Source organism: Arthrobacter sp. cf158 (assembly GCF_900106835.1).
GTDB lineage: Bacteria > Actinomycetota > Actinomycetes > Actinomycetales > Micrococcaceae > Arthrobacter.
Genome location: NZ_FNNR01000008.1, coordinates 186,545 through 206,575, shown reverse-complemented (window position 1 = coordinate 206,575; position 20,031 = coordinate 186,545). Strand labels below are relative to the sequence as shown.

The 20,031-nt window shown below is 63.8% G+C and carries 15 protein-coding genes and 2 tRNA genes; 8 read left to right on the top strand and 9 right to left on the bottom strand.

The genetic code is table 11. From position 1 onward, the window contains the following. Positions 1-61: 61 nt before the first annotated feature. The 7 genes from BLW08_RS17095 to BLW08_RS17065 all read right to left on the bottom strand — a co-directional run bounded on the left by BLW08_RS17095 (position 62) and on the right by BLW08_RS17065 (position 6,529). Positions 62-135, bottom strand: a tRNA-Met gene (locus BLW08_RS17095). Between the two features lie 61 nt (positions 136-196). After that, positions 197-268: transfer RNA gene (locus tag BLW08_RS17090), tRNA-Thr, on the bottom strand. A gap of 130 nt (positions 269-398) precedes the next feature. Continuing rightward, positions 399-899: a LysM peptidoglycan-binding domain-containing protein gene (locus BLW08_RS17085; protein ID WP_090817392.1), complete on the bottom strand. Its 501-nt coding sequence runs from the start codon at positions 897-899 to the stop codon at positions 399-401. A gap of 150 nt (positions 900-1,049) precedes the next feature. After that, entirely contained in the window at positions 1,050-3,206 is a 2,157-nt protein-coding gene (locus BLW08_RS17080; protein WP_090817389.1) for a DEAD/DEAH box helicase, read from the bottom strand. Positions 3,207-3,586: 380 nt separating this feature from the next. Next, a complete protein-coding gene (locus BLW08_RS17075; protein ID WP_091326649.1) occupies positions 3,587-4,243 on the bottom strand; it encodes an MOSC domain-containing protein in 657 nt (218 codons plus the stop codon). Positions 4,244-4,310: 67 nt separating this feature from the next. Further along, positions 4,311-4,985: a response regulator gene (locus tag BLW08_RS17070; protein WP_091326590.1), complete on the bottom strand. Its 675-nt coding sequence runs from the start codon at positions 4,983-4,985 to the stop codon at positions 4,311-4,313. Next, positions 4,982-6,529: a sensor histidine kinase gene (locus BLW08_RS17065; protein WP_091326588.1), complete on the bottom strand. Its 1,548-nt coding sequence runs from the start codon at positions 6,527-6,529 to the stop codon at positions 4,982-4,984. Before BLW08_RS17065 ends, BLW08_RS17070 begins: the two co-directional genes overlap by 4 nt. 152 nt (positions 6,530-6,681) lie before the next feature. Here BLW08_RS17065 and BLW08_RS17060 point away from each other — a divergent pair, with 152 nt between their 5' ends. From BLW08_RS17060 to BLW08_RS17050, 3 genes are read left to right on the top strand one after another with little or no spacing between them, the layout of a single operon-like run. Next, positions 6,682-7,389, top strand: a complete 708-nt coding sequence (locus BLW08_RS17060; protein ID WP_091326586.1) for a Tat pathway signal protein — start codon at positions 6,682-6,684, stop codon at positions 7,387-7,389. Between the two features lie 2 nt (positions 7,390-7,391). After that, positions 7,392-8,597, top strand: a complete 1,206-nt coding sequence (locus BLW08_RS17055; protein ID WP_091326585.1) for a glutathionylspermidine synthase family protein — start codon at positions 7,392-7,394, stop codon at positions 8,595-8,597. Continuing rightward, positions 8,594-10,120: an APC family permease gene (locus BLW08_RS17050; protein WP_091326583.1), complete on the top strand. Its 1,527-nt coding sequence runs from the start codon at positions 8,594-8,596 to the stop codon at positions 10,118-10,120. The genes BLW08_RS17055 and BLW08_RS17050 overlap by 4 nt, the downstream gene beginning before the upstream one ends. Position 10,121: 1 nt before the next feature. Here BLW08_RS17050 and BLW08_RS17045 read toward each other — a convergent pair whose 3' ends face one another. Beyond that, positions 10,122-11,486 (bottom strand): glycosyltransferase 87 family protein, encoded by a 1,365-nt coding sequence (locus BLW08_RS17045; RefSeq protein WP_091326581.1) that lies wholly within the window; start codon positions 11,484-11,486, stop codon positions 10,122-10,124. A gap of 190 nt (positions 11,487-11,676) precedes the next feature. Between BLW08_RS17045 and BLW08_RS17040 the strand changes: the two genes are divergently transcribed. Continuing rightward, a complete protein-coding gene (locus BLW08_RS17040; RefSeq protein ID WP_091326580.1) occupies positions 11,677-12,852 on the top strand; it encodes an acyl-CoA dehydrogenase family protein in 1,176 nt (391 codons plus the stop codon). On the opposite strand, the gene BLW08_RS17035 is transcribed toward BLW08_RS17040, so the two are convergent. Beyond that, a complete protein-coding gene (locus BLW08_RS17035; RefSeq protein ID WP_175538739.1) occupies positions 12,849-13,460 on the bottom strand; it encodes a TetR/AcrR family transcriptional regulator in 612 nt (203 codons plus the stop codon). The genes BLW08_RS17040 and BLW08_RS17035 overlap by 4 nt on opposite strands. A 149-nt stretch (positions 13,461-13,609) precedes the next feature. Between BLW08_RS17035 and BLW08_RS17030 the strand changes: the two genes are divergently transcribed. Genes BLW08_RS17030 through BLW08_RS17015 form a run of 4 tightly spaced genes read left to right on the top strand, consistent with a single transcriptional unit; the run spans position 13,610 to position 19,876 of the window. Beyond that, the gene (locus BLW08_RS17030; RefSeq protein WP_091326578.1) at positions 13,610-14,944 is read left to right on the top strand and encodes an ABC transporter substrate-binding protein; all 1,335 of its coding nucleotides are present in this window, start codon (positions 13,610-13,612) and stop codon (positions 14,942-14,944) included. Further along, positions 14,941-15,888 (top strand): carbohydrate ABC transporter permease, encoded by a 948-nt coding sequence (locus BLW08_RS17025; RefSeq protein WP_091326576.1) that lies wholly within the window; start codon positions 14,941-14,943, stop codon positions 15,886-15,888. The genes BLW08_RS17030 and BLW08_RS17025 overlap by 4 nt, the downstream gene beginning before the upstream one ends. Next, the gene (locus BLW08_RS17020) at positions 15,885-16,799 is read left to right on the top strand and encodes a carbohydrate ABC transporter permease (protein ID WP_091326575.1); all 915 of its coding nucleotides are present in this window, start codon (positions 15,885-15,887) and stop codon (positions 16,797-16,799) included. The genes BLW08_RS17025 and BLW08_RS17020 overlap by 4 nt, the downstream gene beginning before the upstream one ends. Continuing rightward, positions 16,799-19,876 carry a glycoside hydrolase family 2 TIM barrel-domain containing protein gene (locus BLW08_RS17015; RefSeq protein ID WP_091326573.1) on the top strand — a complete coding sequence of 1,026 codons (3,078 nt, stop codon included), beginning with the start codon at positions 16,799-16,801 and terminating at the stop codon, positions 19,874-19,876. The genes BLW08_RS17020 and BLW08_RS17015 overlap by 1 nt, the downstream gene beginning before the upstream one ends. The last annotated feature ends 155 nt before the right edge of the window (positions 19,877-20,031 follow it).

Here is a 20,031-nt window from a genome sequence, read left to right as displayed (position 1 = left end):
CCATTCTGTCCCACCGAACGAAAAAAGACCCCGCAGGCAATATCTGCGGGGTCTTGCTCTGTAGCGGTGGGGAGGCTCGATCTCCCGACCTCACGATTATGAGTCGTGCGCTCTAACCAACTGAGCTACACCGCCACGAATGAGAAAAACCTGTGCCAAGCCGGTCAAAACCGCCTTGACACAGGCCCTCATTCAGAGCCCCCCACCGGAATCGATCCGGTGACCTCGTTCTTACCAAGAACGCGCTCTACCACTGAGCTAGGGGGGCAACGAGTAAATACTCTACCGGACGTTTTCAGAAGCTACAAATCGGCGAAACAACGCGGAAAAACGGCGCCGACACAATTTGCGAAGTCGCCGTTTTCCTGATCCAAATCCGGTTCAATAGACCGTCACCTTCAGGGCAGGCGAAGCACCTGTCCCGGGTAGATCAGGTCCGGGTTGGGGACGGTATCGGCGTTGGTGGCTATCAACGCACCAAGGTCCACACCGAACTGGGCAGCAATGCCACTCATGGTGTCCCCCTGTTCCACCACAACCTCCGTGACCCGCGGCGCCACCGGCCCGGGCTGCCCCGCCCCTGCAGCGGCCTCAGAGGCCGCCTCCTGCGCTTGCGGCTGAATCTCCGGGGCGTCGGGTTCCAAGCCCTCCTGAGCGGCCTCCTGCACCGCTGCCGCATCCGCAGCGGCCTGCTGCTGGGCCGCCTCGGCTGCAGCCGCCTCTGCCGCGGACTTGTCAGCCGCGGAAACCCCGACGACGGCGGCATCCTCTGCGGCCTGGCTCACGGCTGTCTGGTCCTCCGGCGTGGTCCCGGGAGCGGCATGCTCCGTGTGATCCTTTTCACCGTGGTCTTTGGCGCCGAATCCCAGGTTCTTCCTCACGTTGTCCAGCAATCCCATGGAGCACCCTCCTGTGTTCTGCGGCCAGTCGGCCGGCACCTTGATGGTACGGCGGGGCGCGGGCGCATGTAACCCCGTTAAACGCCTCAGGGGCCGGCTGGAAAGCCGGCCCCTGAGGGGAATTACTGGGTTTTTACCACCCGCAGGTGTTTACCACTTGCCCTTGCGGTTGAAGTCGCGGTTGCTGCCTTCACCGCCGGTACGGGGCTTGCGGGCTCCGTCACCGTGACCACCGAAGCGTGAGCCGCTGGCCTGGCCGCGGTCGCGGTCGCCGTAGCTGCCTGCGGTGCGCTCGGAACGGTCGCTGTAGGAGCGGCCACCACGGTCAGCGGAGGTACGCTCGCCGTCGGACTTACGGAAGTCCTTCTTGAAGCCACCGTTGCCCTTGAAGTTGCCGCCGCCGCGGTTCTCGCGGTCACCATAGCCACCGCGTCCACCGCCCTGGTAACCGCCACGGTCGCTGTTCGGCTTGCGGCCGTTGTCCAGCTCAAGGTGGATCAGCTCGCCACCGATGCGGGTGCGGGACAGTGCGCGCAGCTGCTCGGGGCTCAGGTCTGCCGGGAGCTCCACCAGGGAGTGGTCCGAGCGGATGTCGATGCCACCGATCTGTGCGGAGGAAATGCCACCTTCGTTGGCAATGGCGCCAACGATGGAGCCCGGCATGACGCGCTGACGGCGTCCGACGGCGATCCGGTAGGTAGCGTTGCCCTCGGTGAGTGCACGGGTGGGGCCACGGGAACCGAAGCCATCCTTGGAGCGCTCACGCTTCTGGTACTCAGGAGCTGCAGGCAGTTCCTTGACCAGCAGGGGCTGACCACCCTGCGCCATGACGGCCAAGGCTGCTGCGATCTCGGAAGCCGGAACGTTGTGCTCTTCCTCGTAGGAGGAGATGAGATCGCGGAATGCTGCAACATCCTCGGACGCCAGGGTCTCAGTGATGCGCTCGGCGAACTTGCCCAGGCGCAGCGTGTTGACGGTTTCTGCGGTGGGAAGGTGCATCTGCTCCACCGGCTGGCGGGTTGCCTTCTCGATGGAACGCAGCAGGTACTTCTCGCGCGGCGTCATGAACAGGATGGCGTCACCGGAACGTCCTGCACGGCCGGTGCGGCCGATGCGGTGCACGTAGGACTCGGTGTCGTGCGGGATGTCGTAGTTGATGACGTGGCTGATGCGCTCAACGTCAAGACCACGGGCAGCGACGTCGGTGGCCACGAGGATATCGATGCGGCCTTCCTTCAGCGCGTCAACAGTGCGCTCGCGCTGCTGCTGCGGGATGTCGCCGTTGATGGCGGCAGCCTGGAAACCGCGGGACTTCAGCTTGTCGGCGAGGTCCTCGGTAGCCATCTTGGTGCGCACGAAGGCAATAACGCCGTCGAACTCTTCCACCTCGAGGATGCGGGTCAGGGCGTCCAGCTTGTGCGGGCCCATGACCTGAAGGTAACGCTGCTTGGTGTTGGCACCGGTGGTGGTCTTGGACTTCACCGAGATTTCAGCAGGGTTGTTCAGGTACTGCTTGGACATGCGGCGGATCTGGCCCGGCATGGTGGCGGAGAACAGCGCAACCTGGCGGGTTTCGGGGGTCTGCTGGAAAATCTGCTCCACGTCATCGGCAAAGCCCATGCGCAGCATCTCGTCAGCTTCGTCAAGTACCAGGTACTGGAGCTCGGAAAGGTCCAGTGAACCCTTGGCGATGTGGTCGATCACACGGCCCGGGGTACCGACAACAACCTGCGCACCGCGGCGCAGTCCGGCCAGCTGCGGGCCGTATGCCGAGCCACCGTAAACCGGGAGAACGGTGAAGTCGTCAATGTGCTTGGCGTAAGAGGTGAAAGCCTCGGCAACCTGGAGGGCAAGTTCACGCGTCGGGGCCAGGACCAGTGCCTGGGTCTTGCGTGACGGACCGTTGAGGTCGTGGAGCTCGGCCAGGCGGGAGAGGGCCGGAACAGCGAAAGCTGCGGTCTTGCCGGTACCGGTCTGGGCCAGGCCGACGACGTCGCGGCCTTCAAGGAGCAGCGGGATGGTGGCTGCCTGGATGGGTGACGGCTTTTCGTAGCCGACATCCTGCAAAGCGGCCAGAACACGGCCATCGATACCAAGATCGACGAAGCGGACGCCTTCTTCTTCCTCTTCTTCTGCCTTGGGGGCAGGAGCTTCGGTGAAGGCGGGGGCTGCAGACTCGGCTGCAGCGTTCTCGACGGGGGCAACGGCAGCAACCGGTGCTTCAGCTTCGGCGGGTGCCGTGGTCTCGGCTGCTACAGCGGACTCAGCGGTCTGGGCGTCGAAGTTTTCGTTGAGATTTTCGGTCATAGGGGGAAATTCCTCATCCATAGGGCAGTCGGCGCGGCCCGGTTGGGCTTGGCCGCAGTACTCGTCGCGGAGGCAGGCAAAGTGCCCTGCTCCCGCAAGAAGTCCGGCGCTATCGCAATCCCATGGCAGGACTTCCCGCTGCATCTCTTGGCTGCTATCCCAGCAGTCTGTACAGCGTTTTCTTTAGCCGGCTCTCCCTATGAAAATGCCCGCACACAATTGCGGGCCCCAACACTTACCAGTCCTGCCTCAAGAATTGGGCAGGAGAAAGGGATTTCCGGAGTGGGGGATATTTCAAGTGTAGGGCACGTAGCACCCCCGCCGCGAGTTAAGACCCCCGGGTAGCCGGGTGAGCTTGTTCACACCCGGCCTCGAAGCTGCTAGAGTCCGCTCCTCCGCAGGACTTTCTCAAATTCAGGACGGTAGTCATCCTGCAGGCGGATCTCCCCGTCAGCTTCGGCATCGAGCAGGATATGGACCATGTCCGTGGTGGGCTCACTGAACCACTGCCCCACGGTGATGCCATGTTTGGGGATGAAGGTGCGGTGGATGTGGTCGCCGGCGGAGATGCTGCCCGCCTTGATCACCCGAAGGTAGGTACCCACCCTCCCGGCCTCGGAGAATCTCTTGACCCACGTGGGCTCCCCCAGCACACGCTGGAAGGTGGCGCAGGGGGTCCGGGGGGATGTCACCTCCAGCTCCACGTCCAAACCGATCTTCCACCGTTCGCCGATGACTGCCCCGGTGGTTTCAATGCCTGCCACGCGCAGGTTCTCCCCGAAGATGCCGGCTGGAAGGTCCCGCTGCAACTCAGCTGACCAGTAATCGGCGTCGGGCTGCGAATAGGCGTAGACGGCCTGGTCTTCCCCGCCATGGTGCACACGGCTGGCCTGCACATCTCCGTGGATGCCCAACTTGTGGACTTTGACCGGTCCCTCGACGGGACGTTTGTCGATGGCGGTGACGCCCACGCCTCCAAGGGGGTCCGGAAGCAGCTGGTGGACACGGCAGACGGCAAGAAGGGATGCGGTGTTCATGGTCACAGTCTACGGATTCCGGCGGCCCAGCCCACGAATCCGGGAGACAGGAAACAGGAAACCCGGATCACGGATCAAAGCGGTAGCCCATGCCCGCTTCTGTGTGCAGGTGGCGCGGCTCGGCCGGATCACGCTCCAGTTTGCGCCGCAGCTGGGCAATGTACACACGCAGGTACTGGGTTTCCTTGGCGTAGGCCTGCCCCCAGACCTGGGTAAGAATCTGTTGCTGGCTCACCAGCTTGCCCTTGTTACGGACCAGGAGCTCCAGGATGTTCCACTCAGTGGGAGTCAACCGGACTTCCGCGCCGTCCTTCACGATTTTCTTGCCCGCAAGATCCACCATGAAATCCGCGGTGGCCAGGGTGGGTTCCTCGTGCTCGGTGACAACACGGCGGGAGGCAACCCGGAGGCGGGCAAGCAGCTCATCCAGACCGAAGGGCTTGGTCACGTAGTCGTCCGCACCGGCGTCGAGCGCTTCCACTTTGTCTTCCGAAGCGTGCCGGGCGGACAAAACAATGATGGGCATGCTGCTCCAGCCACGGATCCGACGAATAATCTCCACGCCGTCCATGTCCGGCAGGCCAAGATCCAGGACCACGATCTCCACGGGCTGCTTGGCCACAGCCTGGAGGGCATCGGCGCCAGTGCCCACCGACAGGGCCTGGTAACCGTGGGCCTGGAGGGTCACCTGCATTGCCCGGGCAATCCGGGCTTCGTCCTCCACAATGAGTACCAGCGTCATTGCGCGTCACCGGTCCACAACGGCAGGGTGACCACCATGGTCAGGCCTCCACCCGGCGTCGGCTCCGCGGCAAGCCGGCCACCCATGGCCTCGCTGAACCCCTTGGCCACGGCAAGTCCCAAGCCAATCCCGCCGCCCGCAGCAATGCCGCCCGGTCCGATTCCACTCCCGGGAACAGCCGACGGCGAATCACCAAAACGTTGGAATGGCTGGAACATGGTGAGGACTTCCTGGTGGCCCACTCCCCTGCCGTGGTCCACAATCCTCAACTCGCCGGCGGGCCGGTCCCCCAAGGTAATGCCGGCGCCGGCGCGGGCGGTCAGGACCACGTCAGAGTCCGGCGCATACTTCACCGCATTTTCCACAATGTTGGCCACCACGCGCTCCAGCATCCCGGAATCGGCCTGGACAGGGGGAAGGTTGGCCGGCAGTTCGTTGCGGAGGCGCTCCCGTGGGACTCCCCTCAGCGCCTGGGGCAGGACATCGGCCCAGACAATGCCGGTCAGCAAGGGGTTGACAGCATCGGCCGTAATCCGGGACATGTCCAGGAGGTTGTCCACCAGGTGGTCCAGGCGGTCTGCGTACTCCTCGATGGTCTCCAACAGTTCCCGCTCCACCTCCGGCGGAAAATTCACGTCCTCCTGGCGCAGGCTGCTGACCGCAAGCTTGATGCCAGCCAACGGCGTCCGCAGGTCATGCGACACGGCACGCAGAATGGAGGTCCTCATCTTGTTGCCCTCGGACAGCCGGACATTGTCCCTCCGGCTCTTCACCAACTGCTGGCGTTCCCGCACGGCCACCACGAAAGCCCCGAACGCAGCCAGCAGCCGCTGCCGTTGAGGGGACAAGGGCCCACCGCGCAGCAGCAGCGTGTAATGGGGATCGACGACGGCGGCGTGGTCCGCTGCGGCATGGGTCACCGGCGGATTGGGGCCGGCGCTCGCCAGGACCTGCCACGTCGGCTGCATGCCGGATCCTCCATGTGCCGGGGCTCCGGGAGCCGATGAACCCAACAAAGTCACGGCCTCCATGCCCAGGTTGCTGCGAACCTTCTCCAGGAAGGTTTCCAGGCTGCCATCAGAGCTCAGGATGCGCAGGGCAAGTTCGCTGAGCGCGGTGGCTTCCGCTCCGGACCGCGCCGCTTCCTGCGCACGCCGGCTGGCAAGGCCCACCGCGAGCGCCACGCCACAGGCCACGGCCAGGAAGACCACCAGCGTGAACAGCGTGGTGGGATCGGCGATGGAGAGCGAGCCAACAGGATCGGCCGAGAAGTAATTCAGGAGGAAACTGCCCAGCACCGCCGCAACTACAGCCGGCCACAATCCGCCGATCGCGGCCACGGCAACGGCTACTGCCAGTTGCAGCAACATGATCATGGCGAAGTTACGGAAATTGAACACGGTGACCAGGAGCTCGACGGCGGGCGGCAGCAAAAGTGCCAACACCAGGCCCGTGATCACCCGGCCTTTGCCTATGCCGCGTACCGCCGGCAGCCGCAGCAGCACGCCGTCGTCGCCGTTGCTTTGTGCCTCAGGTACCGCCATGGCTCCATCCTTACATGGTTGGCCGCGTGGGCAGTTCTCCCCATTTCCGTCCGTCACCCGTGCCGGAGCTGCGTGCAAGGACTAGGCTTGCTCTGAGCATTCTGGTCCGGCGTGGCGCCGGACACTTCAACGGTCTATCCAGGGGGATATTCATGGGCCCGAAAGACAGCCCTGACGCAGCCGGCAACAACGGCGGCAGCAGGGACAACAACAGCGAGTTCGGAGCGGGCAACAATCCGCCCAAACCCCCACCTTGGCAAGTGCCCAAGCCTGAACTCCACCCCGAGCTGTTCACCCCTGTTGAGGGCGGCCCGGAGCAGGAAAAGAGTACGGGCAAGGGCAAGAAGCGTCCAGCGCCGGCTGCAGCATCCCAGGGCCAGGCAGGAGCATCAGAGCCTGGCCAGCCCCTCCCTGTCATTGACCCCTTCGCCAAGGAACGCGAGCGAGGGGCAGCTGAGGCAGCGAAAAAGAAGAAACGCTCCCAACGCCGAACCGTGGTTGTGGGCTTGGGTGTGACCGCCCTCCTGGCCGGAACCATCACCGCGATCGTTGCCAGCAATGAGCAGGAAGCCGACTACGCGCAGGTCTGCTTCAATGAGGAAACCGGCGAGCGCGTTGATGACAACGAGTGCAACAACAGCAGCTCTGCCGGCCGGAGCTCGGCCATTTATGCCTGGTACTTCTACTCCCGGGGAGCCAGCGTTCCCGCCGTGGGGCAGAACCGCAGTTCCTACCCGAGCTTCACCAAGACCGTACCCACCGGGGCCAAGACGGCCACGGGGTACAGCACCAAGGGCGGCACGGTCAGCCGCGGCGGCTTCGGCAGCAGTTCCAAAAGCGGCGGAAGCTCAGGAGGCTAGGCGTGCGTCGACTGCACTCCGAGCCCAGGCCGGACTGGAAGCAAAAGATCGAAGAACAGGGCTTGGTATTTTCCACCACCACCATGCCCGATGGCCGAAAAATCGAATACTGGAACGAGTCGGCGTACTACGAATTCACCATGGACGAGGTGGAGACGCTGGAGATGACTGCCGAGGACATGCACATCATGTGCCTGGAAGCAGCAAAGTACCTTGCCACCGGAGCCATGGGCGATATCGGCATTGGACAACAGGCACTGGAGCTCGCCGGCGAATCCTTGCTGGCCGCGGACATGGACATCTACGGCCGCTTCGACTTCATCTATGACGGCAAGGGCGGCCCGGCCAAGATGCTGGAATACAACGCCGACACCCCCACCGGGCTGATCGAAGCATCCGTTGCCCAGTGGTTCTGGCTGCAGGACGTTTACCCGGAAAAGGACCAGTGGAACGGAATCCATGAAGCCCTGATCCGGCAGTGGAAGAAGCTGCAGTTCAGGACCGGCATGAGCACCCTGCACGTGGCGCACTCCGAGGCTGAGGAGTCCGGCGAGGACTGGATGACGGCGGCCTACATGCGGGACGTCGCAAGCCAAGGCGGGTGGACCACCATCGGCATCAACATGTCCGATATTGGCTGGGATCCCAACCTGAACCGCTTCGTGGACCTGGACAACTTCATGATCAGCACCATGTTCAAGCTGTACCCGTGGGAGCTGATGATGAAGGAGCCGTTTGGGCACCGCCTCCTCCAGCGTGCCCACAACCCACGATGGGTAGAACCGGCATGGAAGATGCTGTTATCCAACAAGGCATTGTTGGCTGCGCTTTGGCACCTCTATCCGGATCACCCGAACCTGCTGCCTGCCTACCTCGGCGATCCTGGTCCACTCAAGGAATGGGTGGCCAAGCCCCTGCACGGACGTGAAGGCGACAACATCCGCATCCACGCTCCCGGCATCGAGATCCAGCAGCCGGGCGGTTACGGACGTGAAGGCTGGTGCTTCCAGCAGTACCACTCCCTGCCGGACTTCGACGGAAACCATCCCGTCCTGGGCCTCTGGGTAGTGGATGGCGAATCCGTGGGTTGTGGCATCCGGGAATCCGATGGGCCCATCACGGACTACTTCTGCCGCTTTGTTCCCAACACCATTGACGCCCCGGCGCCCATCGCGCCCCCTGCTACTTCCTACGGAGCTGCACTATGAGCACTGAAACCTCGACGCCGGGTAGCGGCTCAGCGGGCGGCGACCGTACCGCCGTCGTACCTCCCAAAGGCCTCCATGCCGGAATCCTGGACCTCGGCGATTCCGTGATGCTGGGCCTTGCGTCCACCGCGCCTGTCTATTCGCTGGCGGCCACGCTGGGACTCATTGTTGCCGTGAACGGCAACTACACTCCCCTGATCCTTGTTCTCGGCTTCATACCGGTGCTGTTCATTGCCTACGCCTTCCGTGAGCTGAACAGTGCCATGCCGGACTGCGGGACCACCTTCTTCTGGGCGCGCAAAGCCTTTGGACCGTGGGCGGGCTGGTTGGGTGGCTGGGGTGTGGCGCTGGCCGGGGTGGTGGTCCTGGCCAACCTGGCACAAATTGCCGGCAAATACCTGTGGCTGCTGGTGGGCGATGGTTCCTTGGCCGACAACACGTGGCTGGTCACGGCCACGGGCGTGCTGTTCATCGGGTTCATGACCTACGTGAACCACCGCGGGATCCGGCTGGGCGAACATGTCCAGCGCACCCTGACCTACATTCAGTACATCTCGCTGGGCATCTTCGCGGTGGCCATTGTTTTCCGGATAGCCGGTGGAGCGCCTGAAGGCCAGGCCTTCGATTTTGAATGGTTCAACCCGGCTGGCGCTTTTGCGGACCCGGGCGCAGTGGTTCACGGCGTGTTGCTGGCGTTGTTCATTTACTGGGGCTGGGACACCTGCCTGGCCCTCAATGAGGAAACCGAGAACCCGGCCAAGACCCCGGGCCGCGGCGCAGTCATCTCGGCATTCGTCCTCATGGCCATCTACGTTTCCGTGGCACTCCTGGTGATGATGTACGCCACGATCGGAACCGATGGCATAGGCCTGGGCAACGAGGCGAACCAGGATGACGTGTTCCTGGCCATGAAGGACGTCGTCCTGGGCCCTTGGGGCTGGCTGATCATCGTGGCAGTACTGGCGTCCGTCCTGTCCTCCACACAGACCACCATCCTGCCCACCGCACGCGGAACACTGTCCATGGGTGTCCACGGTGCGCTGCCACCGCGTTTCGGCAAGGTCCACGAGCGATTCCAGACTCCGGGCTTCTCCACGCAGGTCATGGGCGCCGTAGCTGTGGTCTATTACGTGGCCATGAGCTTCCTCAGCGAAAACCTGCTCTCAGACTCCATCAGCGCCATCAGCTTGTTCATCGCGTTCTACTACGCCCTGACCGGCTTCTCCTGTGTGTGGTTCTTCCGCTCCACGCTCCGGGAGTCCGCCCGCAATCTGTGGTTCCGTGGGATCCTGCCGTTCCTCGGCGCACTGTCCCTCACTGCGGCGTTCTTAATTTCCGCAGTCCAGATGTGGGACCCGGCCTACGGAGACACGCAGATCTTCGGGATTGGCGGGGCTTTCGTCAGCGGCGTGCTGCTGCTGGCCTTGGGCGTCGTCCTGGCTGTTGTGTGCCGCTTCGCTCCCTCCACGCGTGGCTACTTCACAGGTGCGCGGCCGGAGATTGGAGTGGTGCGCGGCGAGTAGGCTACGGGGCCTGGCGTCGGGCCGCAGCCCACTGACGCAACCGGGTGGGCACGTCAGGCACCTCATCGGTTCGGACGGAGTTCCTCCGAAGCGCCACGAACCAGCAGATGAGGATAGCCACAGCACAAAACACTCCGGCGCTGGATGCCATGATCCAAAGTCCGGGAGTCTGGACGTTCAGGTCAGCGGACCCCAGCGCCAGGCCGATGGTCTTCGGTGAGAAGAAGAACACGGCTGTGGATACAGCCAGGACGGCCCCCATGACTATTCTCTGGGTCTTGTAGCGGGCCGGGGTTTCCTTGATGGTCCAGGCGAAGGCGGGCAGGACCACGGCCATCCATACCCAGTGGTGCGACCAGGAGACCGGGCTGATGAGCAGCATGGCCAGTGCCGTCGTCGAGATTGCCAGGACGCGGGCGCCTTGCGCGCTGGCTGCCCTGATCAGCAAGGCTGCCAGCACTATGGTGGCCAGGCTCAACGCGAGCCACGGCAGGGTCACGGAGTCGTGCGGGACACCAAAATGCAGCAGCGCACCCTTGATGGAGAGGTTGTCCACGTATCCGGCGCCGCCGATGCGTGACGTGTCAGGAAGGATCTCCAGCCAAAACTGCAGGGATTCCGCCGGCCGCAGCAGCCAGCCGAGCAGCACAGTGGCAGCGAAGCCGATGGCCATGTTCGCCAGCCCACGCCAGTCCTTCCGCATCAGGAAGTACAGGCCAAATACCAGCGGGGTCAGCTTGATACCCGCGGCGACCCCCACCAGGAAGCCGCTGCCCCTGAAGCCCCGGCGCTTGGAGAAGCCGCCCAGCAAATCAATGACCATCAAGCCCATGAGCAGGATGTTGATCTGCCCGAACGCCAACGTCTCCCGCCACGGCCCCAGGAACACGACGGCAAGGAACAGTGCGCACGCTATCCAGCAAGCCTTGGTGGAAGACAGCGCACTGCGCAGGTCAGGCTTGGAGGACCAGTACCGGACGATCGTCACGGCGACCCAGGCGGCCAGTGCCACGCCCGCAACGTTGAACAGCATCAGCGCCGCCGCTTGGGGCATCCGCGCCAGCAACCCGAAGACCAGGGCTGCGAAGGGCGGGTACGTAAACGGAAGCTGCGGTCCGCCGGCCGAGGCAACGCTGGGACCGTAGAGTTCCGAAGGCGCTGGGCCCGCTTGGTTCAGGATGCTTCCGCCGAACCAGTAGACACTGAAATCCAGGCCTTGTTTGGACCAGTCCGCGAGCATCATCCATACGGGCACTATCAGCACGGCCAACGGCAGCAAACGGAGCAAAACCGAGGATCGTGATGCTTTTTTGCGCGGTGCTGCGGCATCCGCCGTGGCCCGTAAATCGACGTCAGGCAGTGCCATACAAAATCCCCCAAGTTAAGCAAACAGCAATGGGGGAAGTGTGCGACCCCCGTTCCATAGTACTGAAAGGGCTCCCCCGGTCCGTCGGCCGCCGCCCGCCGGCACTGGGCTGCCGCCTGCCGGCACTCGGCTGCCGGTGCGCTGGCCCGCGGCTGCCGGTCCGCTGACCCGTGGGGCCTAGGATGCTGGCATGAGCGATTCAACGACGAACACCTCCGACGTCCTTGCCTTGGATTCCCTGCTGACCTCGGACGAACTGGCCCTCCGCGAGAAGGTCCGCGATTTCACCGCCCAGCGGATCCGGCCACACATCGCCCGCTGGTACGAGGACGCAGTTTTTCCGCGGGAGATCGCGCCCGAGTTGGGCGAGCTCGGCGTCCTGGGCATGCACTTGGAGGGGTACGGCTGTCCCGGCCGGTCCGCCGTCGATTATGGATTGGCGGCGATGGAACTGGAAGCCGGCGATTCCGGGATCCGCACGTTCGTGTCGGTGCAGGGCTCCCTCGCCATGACGGCGATCCACACATGGGGCTCGGAAGCACAGAAGGAGCAGTGGCTACCCCGCATGGCGGCCGGCGAGTTGATTGGATGCTTTGCCCTGACGGAACCGACCGCGGGTTCGGACCCATCGTCCATGACAACGTTTGCCCGGGAAACGGGCGACGGCTGGGTGTTGAACGGTGCCAAGCGATGGATTGGCCTGGCCTCGATTGCCGATGTCATGGTGGTCTGGGCCGGCACCGATGACGGTATCCGCGGCTTCCTGGTTCCGGCGGGGACCTCCGGGGTGACCGCGACGCCCATCGAGCCGAAGCTCTCCATGCGCGCATCGGTTCAGTGCGATGTAACGTTCGACGACGTGCGGCTGGCACCGGATGCCATCCTCCCGGGTGCCAGCGGACTTCGGGGACCATTCTCCTGCTTGAACGAGGCCCGCTATGGAATCGCGTGGGGTGCCATGGGCGCGGCACGCGACTCGTACGAGGCCGCCCTGGAGTACGCAGCCAACCGCCTCCAGTTCGGCAGGCCGCTGGCGGGCTACCAGCTGACGCAGGAGAAACTGGTGAACATGCTGGTGGAAATCCAGAAGGGCACCTTGCTGGCATTGCATCTGGGCCGCCTGAAGGATGCCGGTCATCTTCAGCCCCAGCAGATCTCCCTGGGGAAGCTGAACAACGTCCGCGAGGCCATCAAGATCGCAAGGGATGCCCGGACCATCCTCGGTGGGAACGGCGTCACGCTGGATTACTCACCGTTGCGGCATGCCAACAATCTGGAATCCGTGCGGACTTATGAGGGCACGGACGAGGTGCACACCCTGATCCTGGGCCAGCACATCACAGGAATTGGAGCATTCCGCGGCTAACTTTCCGGGAGGACCAGGAGCTTGAAGTAGCCGCGCAGGCCCTTGGCGACATCCACGTCGTCGGGGGCCAGCAGCCACTGGGTCTGAAGCCCGTCCCACAGGGCAACCAGGGACATGGCGGCTTCATCGGGATCAATGCCGGGCCGCAGCCTGCCCTGGGCCGCCAGTTCAGCGAAGCGCCGGGCATAGCTCTTGCGCAAACGTTCAAAGCGCTCGGTGAAGTATTCGCGACCGGGGTGCCCATCGGTGACGGACTCGGCGCACAGCACGGTGTACAGCTCAATCACGCCCGGAATGTCCTCGTTGAACAGCGCTGTACGGATCACGGAGTCCACCAGGCCTTCCTCCATGTCATCGGGGAAGGAGCCGCTGGTGATTTCATCGCGCCGCTTCAGGACCGCCATCAGGAGCTCGCTCTTGGAGGGGAAGTAGTGCAACAGGCTTGTCTGGCTAAGGCCAACGCGGTCGGCAACCTCTTGCAGGGATCCGCCACGATAACCACGGGCAGCAAACACGGCATGAGCAGCGTCCAGGATGGTCCGGCGCCGCTCCTCGGATTTCGCGTAGGGGCCCCGCCTCGCTGCGCGGCCCACGTCCTTTGTGGTCATGGCTAGCCAGTGTACATGCGTGTTACGGGCCAGATCTAAAATTCGAGTGGTTACTCGAATTTTCTGTTACCGTGGTCACACTTGCTGCGGTTGGACCCCAAGAATCCACACGCCGGCATAGTCAACCTGACACGAAGAGGTGAAGGCTCATGACCCGTTTCACGCGAAGACAACTCCTGGGCGCCGGCCTGGGCACAGCGGCCATGGGCCTGCTGGCTGGGTGCGCAACTCCAGGAACACAGTCCGTCAACGCTGCCCCGACCATTCCCGCCGCCGGAGGGCCCGTGAGGCTCACCTACTGGGCCTGGCTCAAGGACTTCCAGAACGTGGCCGATATCTGGAACGCGGCGAACCCGAATGTCCAGGTGGACGTGGTGTGGATTCCCGGCGGCAACGCGGGCGGCTACCAAAAGCTCTACTCTGCCCTCGCCGCCGGAGGTGGACCGGACCTGGCCCAGGTTGAACTGCGCTCCATCCCCGAGTTCATGCTGGTCAACGGACTGGTGGACCTTTCCCGCTACGGCGCCAACCAGCATTCGCACCTCTACGACCCCACGTTGTGGAAGCAGGTCAGCTACACCGGCGGAATTTACGGCATTCCCCAGGACTCAGGGCCTATGGGCTTGTTCTACCAGCCGGCCATCTTGGACAAAGTGGGCGCAGGCACCCCGAAAACCTGGGACGAGTGGGCCGGTGTTGCCGCGGAACTAAGGGCCGTTGACACGTATCTGGACTGCTTCCCCATCAGTGACGCCTCGCCCTTTGCCTCCTTCGCTGCACAGGCCGGAGCTGCATGGTTCCGCCCGGAAGAGGACGGCTGGGTCATCAACATGACTGACGAGGCCACTCTTAACACTGCCCGCTTCTTCGACAAAGCGATCGACGACGACCTCGTCACCACCGCCTACGGCGCCTTTTCGCCGGGCTGGTTTGCGGCCGCAGGCAAGGGCGGCATTGCTTCGACCATTACCGGCAGCTGGGGCGATGCCCTGGTTGAGGGAGTCAGCGGCTCCGAAGGCAAGTGGCGGGTTGCGCCCATGCCCACATGGGGCAGCACGGGATTCGGCTCCACCTACCTGGGCGGCTCCACTGCGGCCGTCCTGGCCAACAGCAAACACCCCCGCGAAGCACTCGACTTTGCCGTGTGGCTGACCACCTCCACAGAAGGAATCGATGCCGAGATCAAGAACAGCGGCATCGGCTGGTCACCCAACCCCGACTTCATCGGCTCGGACCGCCAGCAGCCCTCTGCGTTCTTCGGAGGCCAGCGTTACAACGAGGAAGTCTTCGTACCGGCCACGCAGCAGCAGAACCCTGACTGGTCCTGGTGGCCGGTGACCCAACAGTCTTTCAACATCCTCAGCGATGGTTTCCGTAAGAAAGCTTTCGGTACCTCTTTGGTGGATTCCATCGCGGCTTCCGAGCAGCAGATCATCACCGTTTTCAAGAACAAGGGCCTCACGATCCGGAAGGAAACGGCATGACGACAACCCGCACCGCCCCTACCGCGCAGCGTCCCGCCGCAGCTGCCCGCCGCCGCAAAAGGACAGGCGCCGCCGCACGTGCACCCTGGCTCCTGCTGGCACCGTTCCTGGGGCTCTTCATCCTCACGTTTCTGCTCCCCATTGTGGTGGCCATCATGTCCAGCTTCACCAAGGTGACGCGCAGCGGGCTCTTTGGCGAAGCTGGGGTGACCAGTGAGTTTGCCGGCTTCAGCAACTACGCCCAAGCTCTGGCAGATGGCAGCTTCGTGGCCTCCATCGGCCGGATGCTGCTGTTCGGCATTGTCCAGGTGCCCGTCATGATCGTGTTGTGCACCGTCCTGGCCCTGATGTTGGAATCGGCCTCCGCCAAGTGGCCGGGCTTCTTCCGCGCCGCGTACTTCCTCCCCTACGGCGTACCGGGCGTCATCGCCACCATCCTGTGGTCCTTCCTGTATGTGCCCGGGCTCAGTCCCTTGTTTGACGCGGCCAAAATCGTAGGGCTGACGCCCGATTTCCTGGGCGCCAACAGCGTGCTGTGGTCCATCGCCAACATCGTCACCTGGAGCTACACGGGCTACAACATGCTGATCATCGTTGCGCAGCTGAAAGCCATTCCGGTGGAGCTGTACGAGGCAGCCAAGGTGGACGGTGCGTCTACGTGGCGCGTGGCCCGGAGCATCCAACTCCCACTGATCCGCCCGGCGCTCATGCTCACCACAGTGTTCTCCATCATCGGAACCTTGCAGCTGTTCGCGGAGGCCCAGGTCCTCAAGACCGTGGCCCCGGCCATCGACAGCCAGTACACGCCCAATCTCAGTGCCTACACAACAGCGTTCGCCTACAACGACTACAACGTCGCTGCCGCCCAATCGGTCATCATTGCCGTGGCCGCGTTCGCCCTGTCCTTCGCCTTCCTCGCACTCACCAACAGGAAGTCATCATGACCGCCACAGCCACCAAGCAGCCCACAGCCACTGCCCGCAGCCAAGCTGCTGCGGGTCCGGACCGCTCAGCCGGACGACGCCGGTCCTCCACCATCATCGTCACCGCACTTTTGGTGGTGGTGGCCCTGTACTTCCTGATTCCTGTGTACTGGGTCTTCGTTGCCTCCACCAAGTCCACCGCCGATCTCTTCTCCACCAACGGCTTCTGGTTCGCTCCCACGTTCTCCTTGTGGGATAACATCGGCCGTGTTGTCAGCTATGACAACGGGATCTTTGGCCGCTGGTTCCTGAACTCCGCCATCTACGCAGGAGTTGGCGCCCTGCTGGCCACCTACTTTGCAGCTGCGGGCGGCTACGCCCTGGCCAAGTACGAGTTCCGGGGACGCAACCTGGTGTTCGGCACCATCCTGGGTGGCGTCCTGGTTCCAGGCACGGCAACAGCCCTGCCACTGTTCCTGCTGTTCAGCCAGCTCGGCCTGGCCAACACCTACTGGAGCGTCCTCCTGCCGTCGCTGGTGTCCCCGTTTGGCTTGTTCCTCTGCAGGATCTACGCGCAAGCCACCGTGGATACCTCGTTGATCGAAGCTGCGAGGATCGATGGTGCCGGGGAACTCCGCATTTTCCACACCATCGGGCTGAAGGTTCTGACCCCGGCGCTGGTCACGGTGTTCCTGTTCCAACTGGTGGGTATTTGGAACAACTTTTTCCTCCCGCTGGTGATGCTCTCCGACTCAGAGCTCTACCCCATCACGCTCGGCCTGAACAACTGGCTCAGCCAAGTGGACCGTTTGCCTGAATTCTATGAACTGACCACGGGCGGGGTGCTGCTTTCCATCATTCCGCTCAGTATCGCCATGGTTGTCCTGCAGCGCTTCTGGCGCGGCGGACTGACAGAAGGAGCCGTTAAGTAATGACCGACGCCAGCTACATCACAGACCGTGGTCCGGGTTCAGGTAACCGCCTCCCCGCCCGTTCGTGGCTGCACACCGATGCCCCCACGCTCTCTCTGAACGGCCAGTGGCGCTTCCGGCTCCTGGCCGGTGCGCCCGGTACCCCGGGTGGACGCGGTGTCCTTCCCGCCGGAGAAGCCGTTGAGGGAGTCGCCCAGGAAACACTGGATGATTCCGCCTGGGACCAGATTGCTGTGCCTGCGCACTGGGTACTGGAGGGCGAGGGCCGCTACGGGCGCCCCATCTACACGAATGTGCAGTTCCCGTTCCCCACTGATGCTCCCCACGTCCCGGATGACAACCCCACCGGCGACTACCGGCGGACTTTTGAGGTACCGGAAAACTGGAACGACGCCGGTAAGACAGTCCTGCGGTTCGACGGCGTCGAATCCCGCTACAAGGTGTGGCTCAACGGAACCGAGATCGGAGTAGGTACGGGCAGCCGGCTGGCCCAGGAATTCGATGTCACAGAGGCTGTACGTCCTGGCCGGAACGTGTTGGCCGTCCGCGTTCACCAGTGGTCAGCTTCCAGTTACATCGAGGACCAGGACCAGTGGTGGATGCCGGGCATCTTCCGCGATGTCACCCTGCTGGCGCGTCCAGCAAAGGGCATCGACGACGTCTGGTTGCGGACGTCGTTCAGCAACGGCACCGGTGGGATCGACCCCGAAATTACGGCGGATGCGGACGCGTTCCCCCTCCGTTTGTCGGTCCCCGAGCTGGACGTCGACGTCGTGTGGTCCTCCCCTGCCGACGTCGCCCCGGTGGTGATCGCCGCCGTCGAGCCTTGGTCCGCAGAAGTGCCGCGGCTGTACACCGCGACGGTGGCCGGCACGGGTGAGACCATCACCCAGAAGATCGGTTTCCGCACGGTGGAGATCCAAGGCGACCGGTTCCTGGTAAACGGCAAGCGCGTGGTGTTCCACGGCGTGAACCGTCATGAAGCCCATCCGGACCGCGGCCGCGTGTTCAATGAGGATTTTGCCCGCGCCGACCTTGCCCTGATGAAGCAGTTCAACGTCAACGCGATCCGCACCAGCCACTACCCGCCGCACCCGCGTTTGCTGGATATTGCAGATGAGCTGGGGTTCTGGGTGATCCTTGAGTGTGACCTTGAGACCCATGGCTTCGAGCGGCATGGTTGGGTGGGCAATCCCAGCGACGATCCCGCCTGGCGCGAAGCCTACGTGGACCGTATGGAGCGCACAGTGGAGCGGGACAAGAACCATCCCTCCATCGTCATGTGGTCCCTGGGCAACGAGTCCGGCACCGGTTCCAATCTCGCGGCGATGTCCGCCTGGGCACATGCACGCGATACCGGGCGGCCGGTCCACTATGAGGGCGATTACACCGGCGCCTACACCGATGTTTATTCGCGGATGTACTCCTCCGTGCCGGAAACCGAGGCGATCGGCCGCGACGATTCCGGCTCGCTCCTTCTGGGCTGCTCCGCCGCCGAGTCCGCGCGGCAGCGCACCAAGCCGTTCATCCTGTGTGAGTACGTCCATGCAATGGGCAACGGCCCTGGTGCGATCGACCAGTACGAGGACCTTGTGGACCGCTACCCCAGGCTGCACGGTGGCTTCGTCTGGGAATGGCGCGACCACGGTATCCGCACCACCACAGCTGACGGCACGGAGTTCTTTGCTTACGGCGGTGACTTTGGCGAGGTTGTCCACGACGGCAACTTCGTCATGGACGGCATGGTCCTCTCAGACTCCACACCCAGCCCTGGGCTCTTTGAATACAAGCAGATCGTGGCTCCGGTTCGATTTGGCTTCGCCACGGAAACGCTCGACGGCGGCACGCGCCGTTTCGTCTCCGTCGCCAACCTGCGGCACACCGCCGACACCTCGGACGTCGTGCTGCGATGGCGCACCGAGGTGGACGGTGCGGTGCACGCTTCCGGCGAGCTGGACATCATCACCTCCGAGGGTGCGCCCCTGGCCGCCGGGGATACAACCCGGATCGGCTTACCGGAGTTCGCAGCCGTGGCATCCGGTGAATGCTGGCTCACCGTGGAGGTGGCTCTCCGCAAGGACACGGCCTGGGCCGACGCCGGGCATGTGATCTCCGCTGCCCAGCTGGAACTGGCCCGGGCACGTCCCCGTTTGGTGGCCCCGCGTCCGTTGAGCTTGGACCGACGTGCCGACGCTGCTGCTGAGGGGACCGTGTCCCTGGGCCCTGCCCGTTTCGAGGAAGGCCGGCTGGTCTCGCTCGCCGGACTCCCCGTGTCCGGGCCACGCCTTGAGTTGTGGCGCGCACCCACGGACAACGATCGCGGTGCAGGGCGCGGCAGCTACGACCTCGCCGACCCATGGCTCAACAACGGCGACGGCGTCCCTGCTCCATCCATGGAGGCGGTGTGGCGTGCTGCCGGTCTTGACCGGCTGGCCGGCAGGGTGGAGAAGGTCTCTGCCGACGATTCAGCCGTGGTGGTCGGCACCCGCTACGCGGCCGCGGACGCCGCACATTGGGTCTCCGTGGAGGAGAACTGGCAAATTTCCGACGGCGGGCTGTGGCTCCGCCTGGACATTGTTCCAAGCTCCGGGTGGAACATCATCTGGCCGCGGGTGGGGGTGCGTTTTGACCTGCCGGGATCCGTGGACAGTGTCTCCTGGTTCGGCACCGGACCCCTGGAGTCGTACCCGGACAGCATGCACGCCGCACTGGTGGGCCGGTACGCAGCAGGCATCGACGATCTTTCGGTGAACTACGCCAAGCCCCAGGAATCGGGACATCGCAGTGCTGTCCGTTCACTCGAGCTGCAGAATGCCGGTGATCCGTGGCTTCAGTTCAACGCCGTTGCCGACTCCCGTGGCCGCCTGCCGGGCTTCACTCTTGCCCGGCACACTGCCCAGGAGATCTCCGCGGCGGCACACCCGCACGAGTTGCCGCCCAGTCACGGCAGTTTCCTGTACCTCGATGCCGCCCAGCACGGACTCGGTTCAAGGGCGTGCGGACCGGATGTGTGGCCGGACTACGCCTTGCGGCCGGAAGCCCGGACACTCACGTTCCGGATCACTGAAGCGGGCTAGATCCACCGTTGCGGGGCCTACTCTGCGCCCTTCCTTGCTCCCGAAGCGCGCAGAGCGGGCCCCACAACGCCACCCCTTGCGTTGCGGGGCCTGTTTTGCGCCCTTCCTGGCTCCCGAAGCACGCAGAGCGGGCCCCACAACAGAACCCCCTGCGT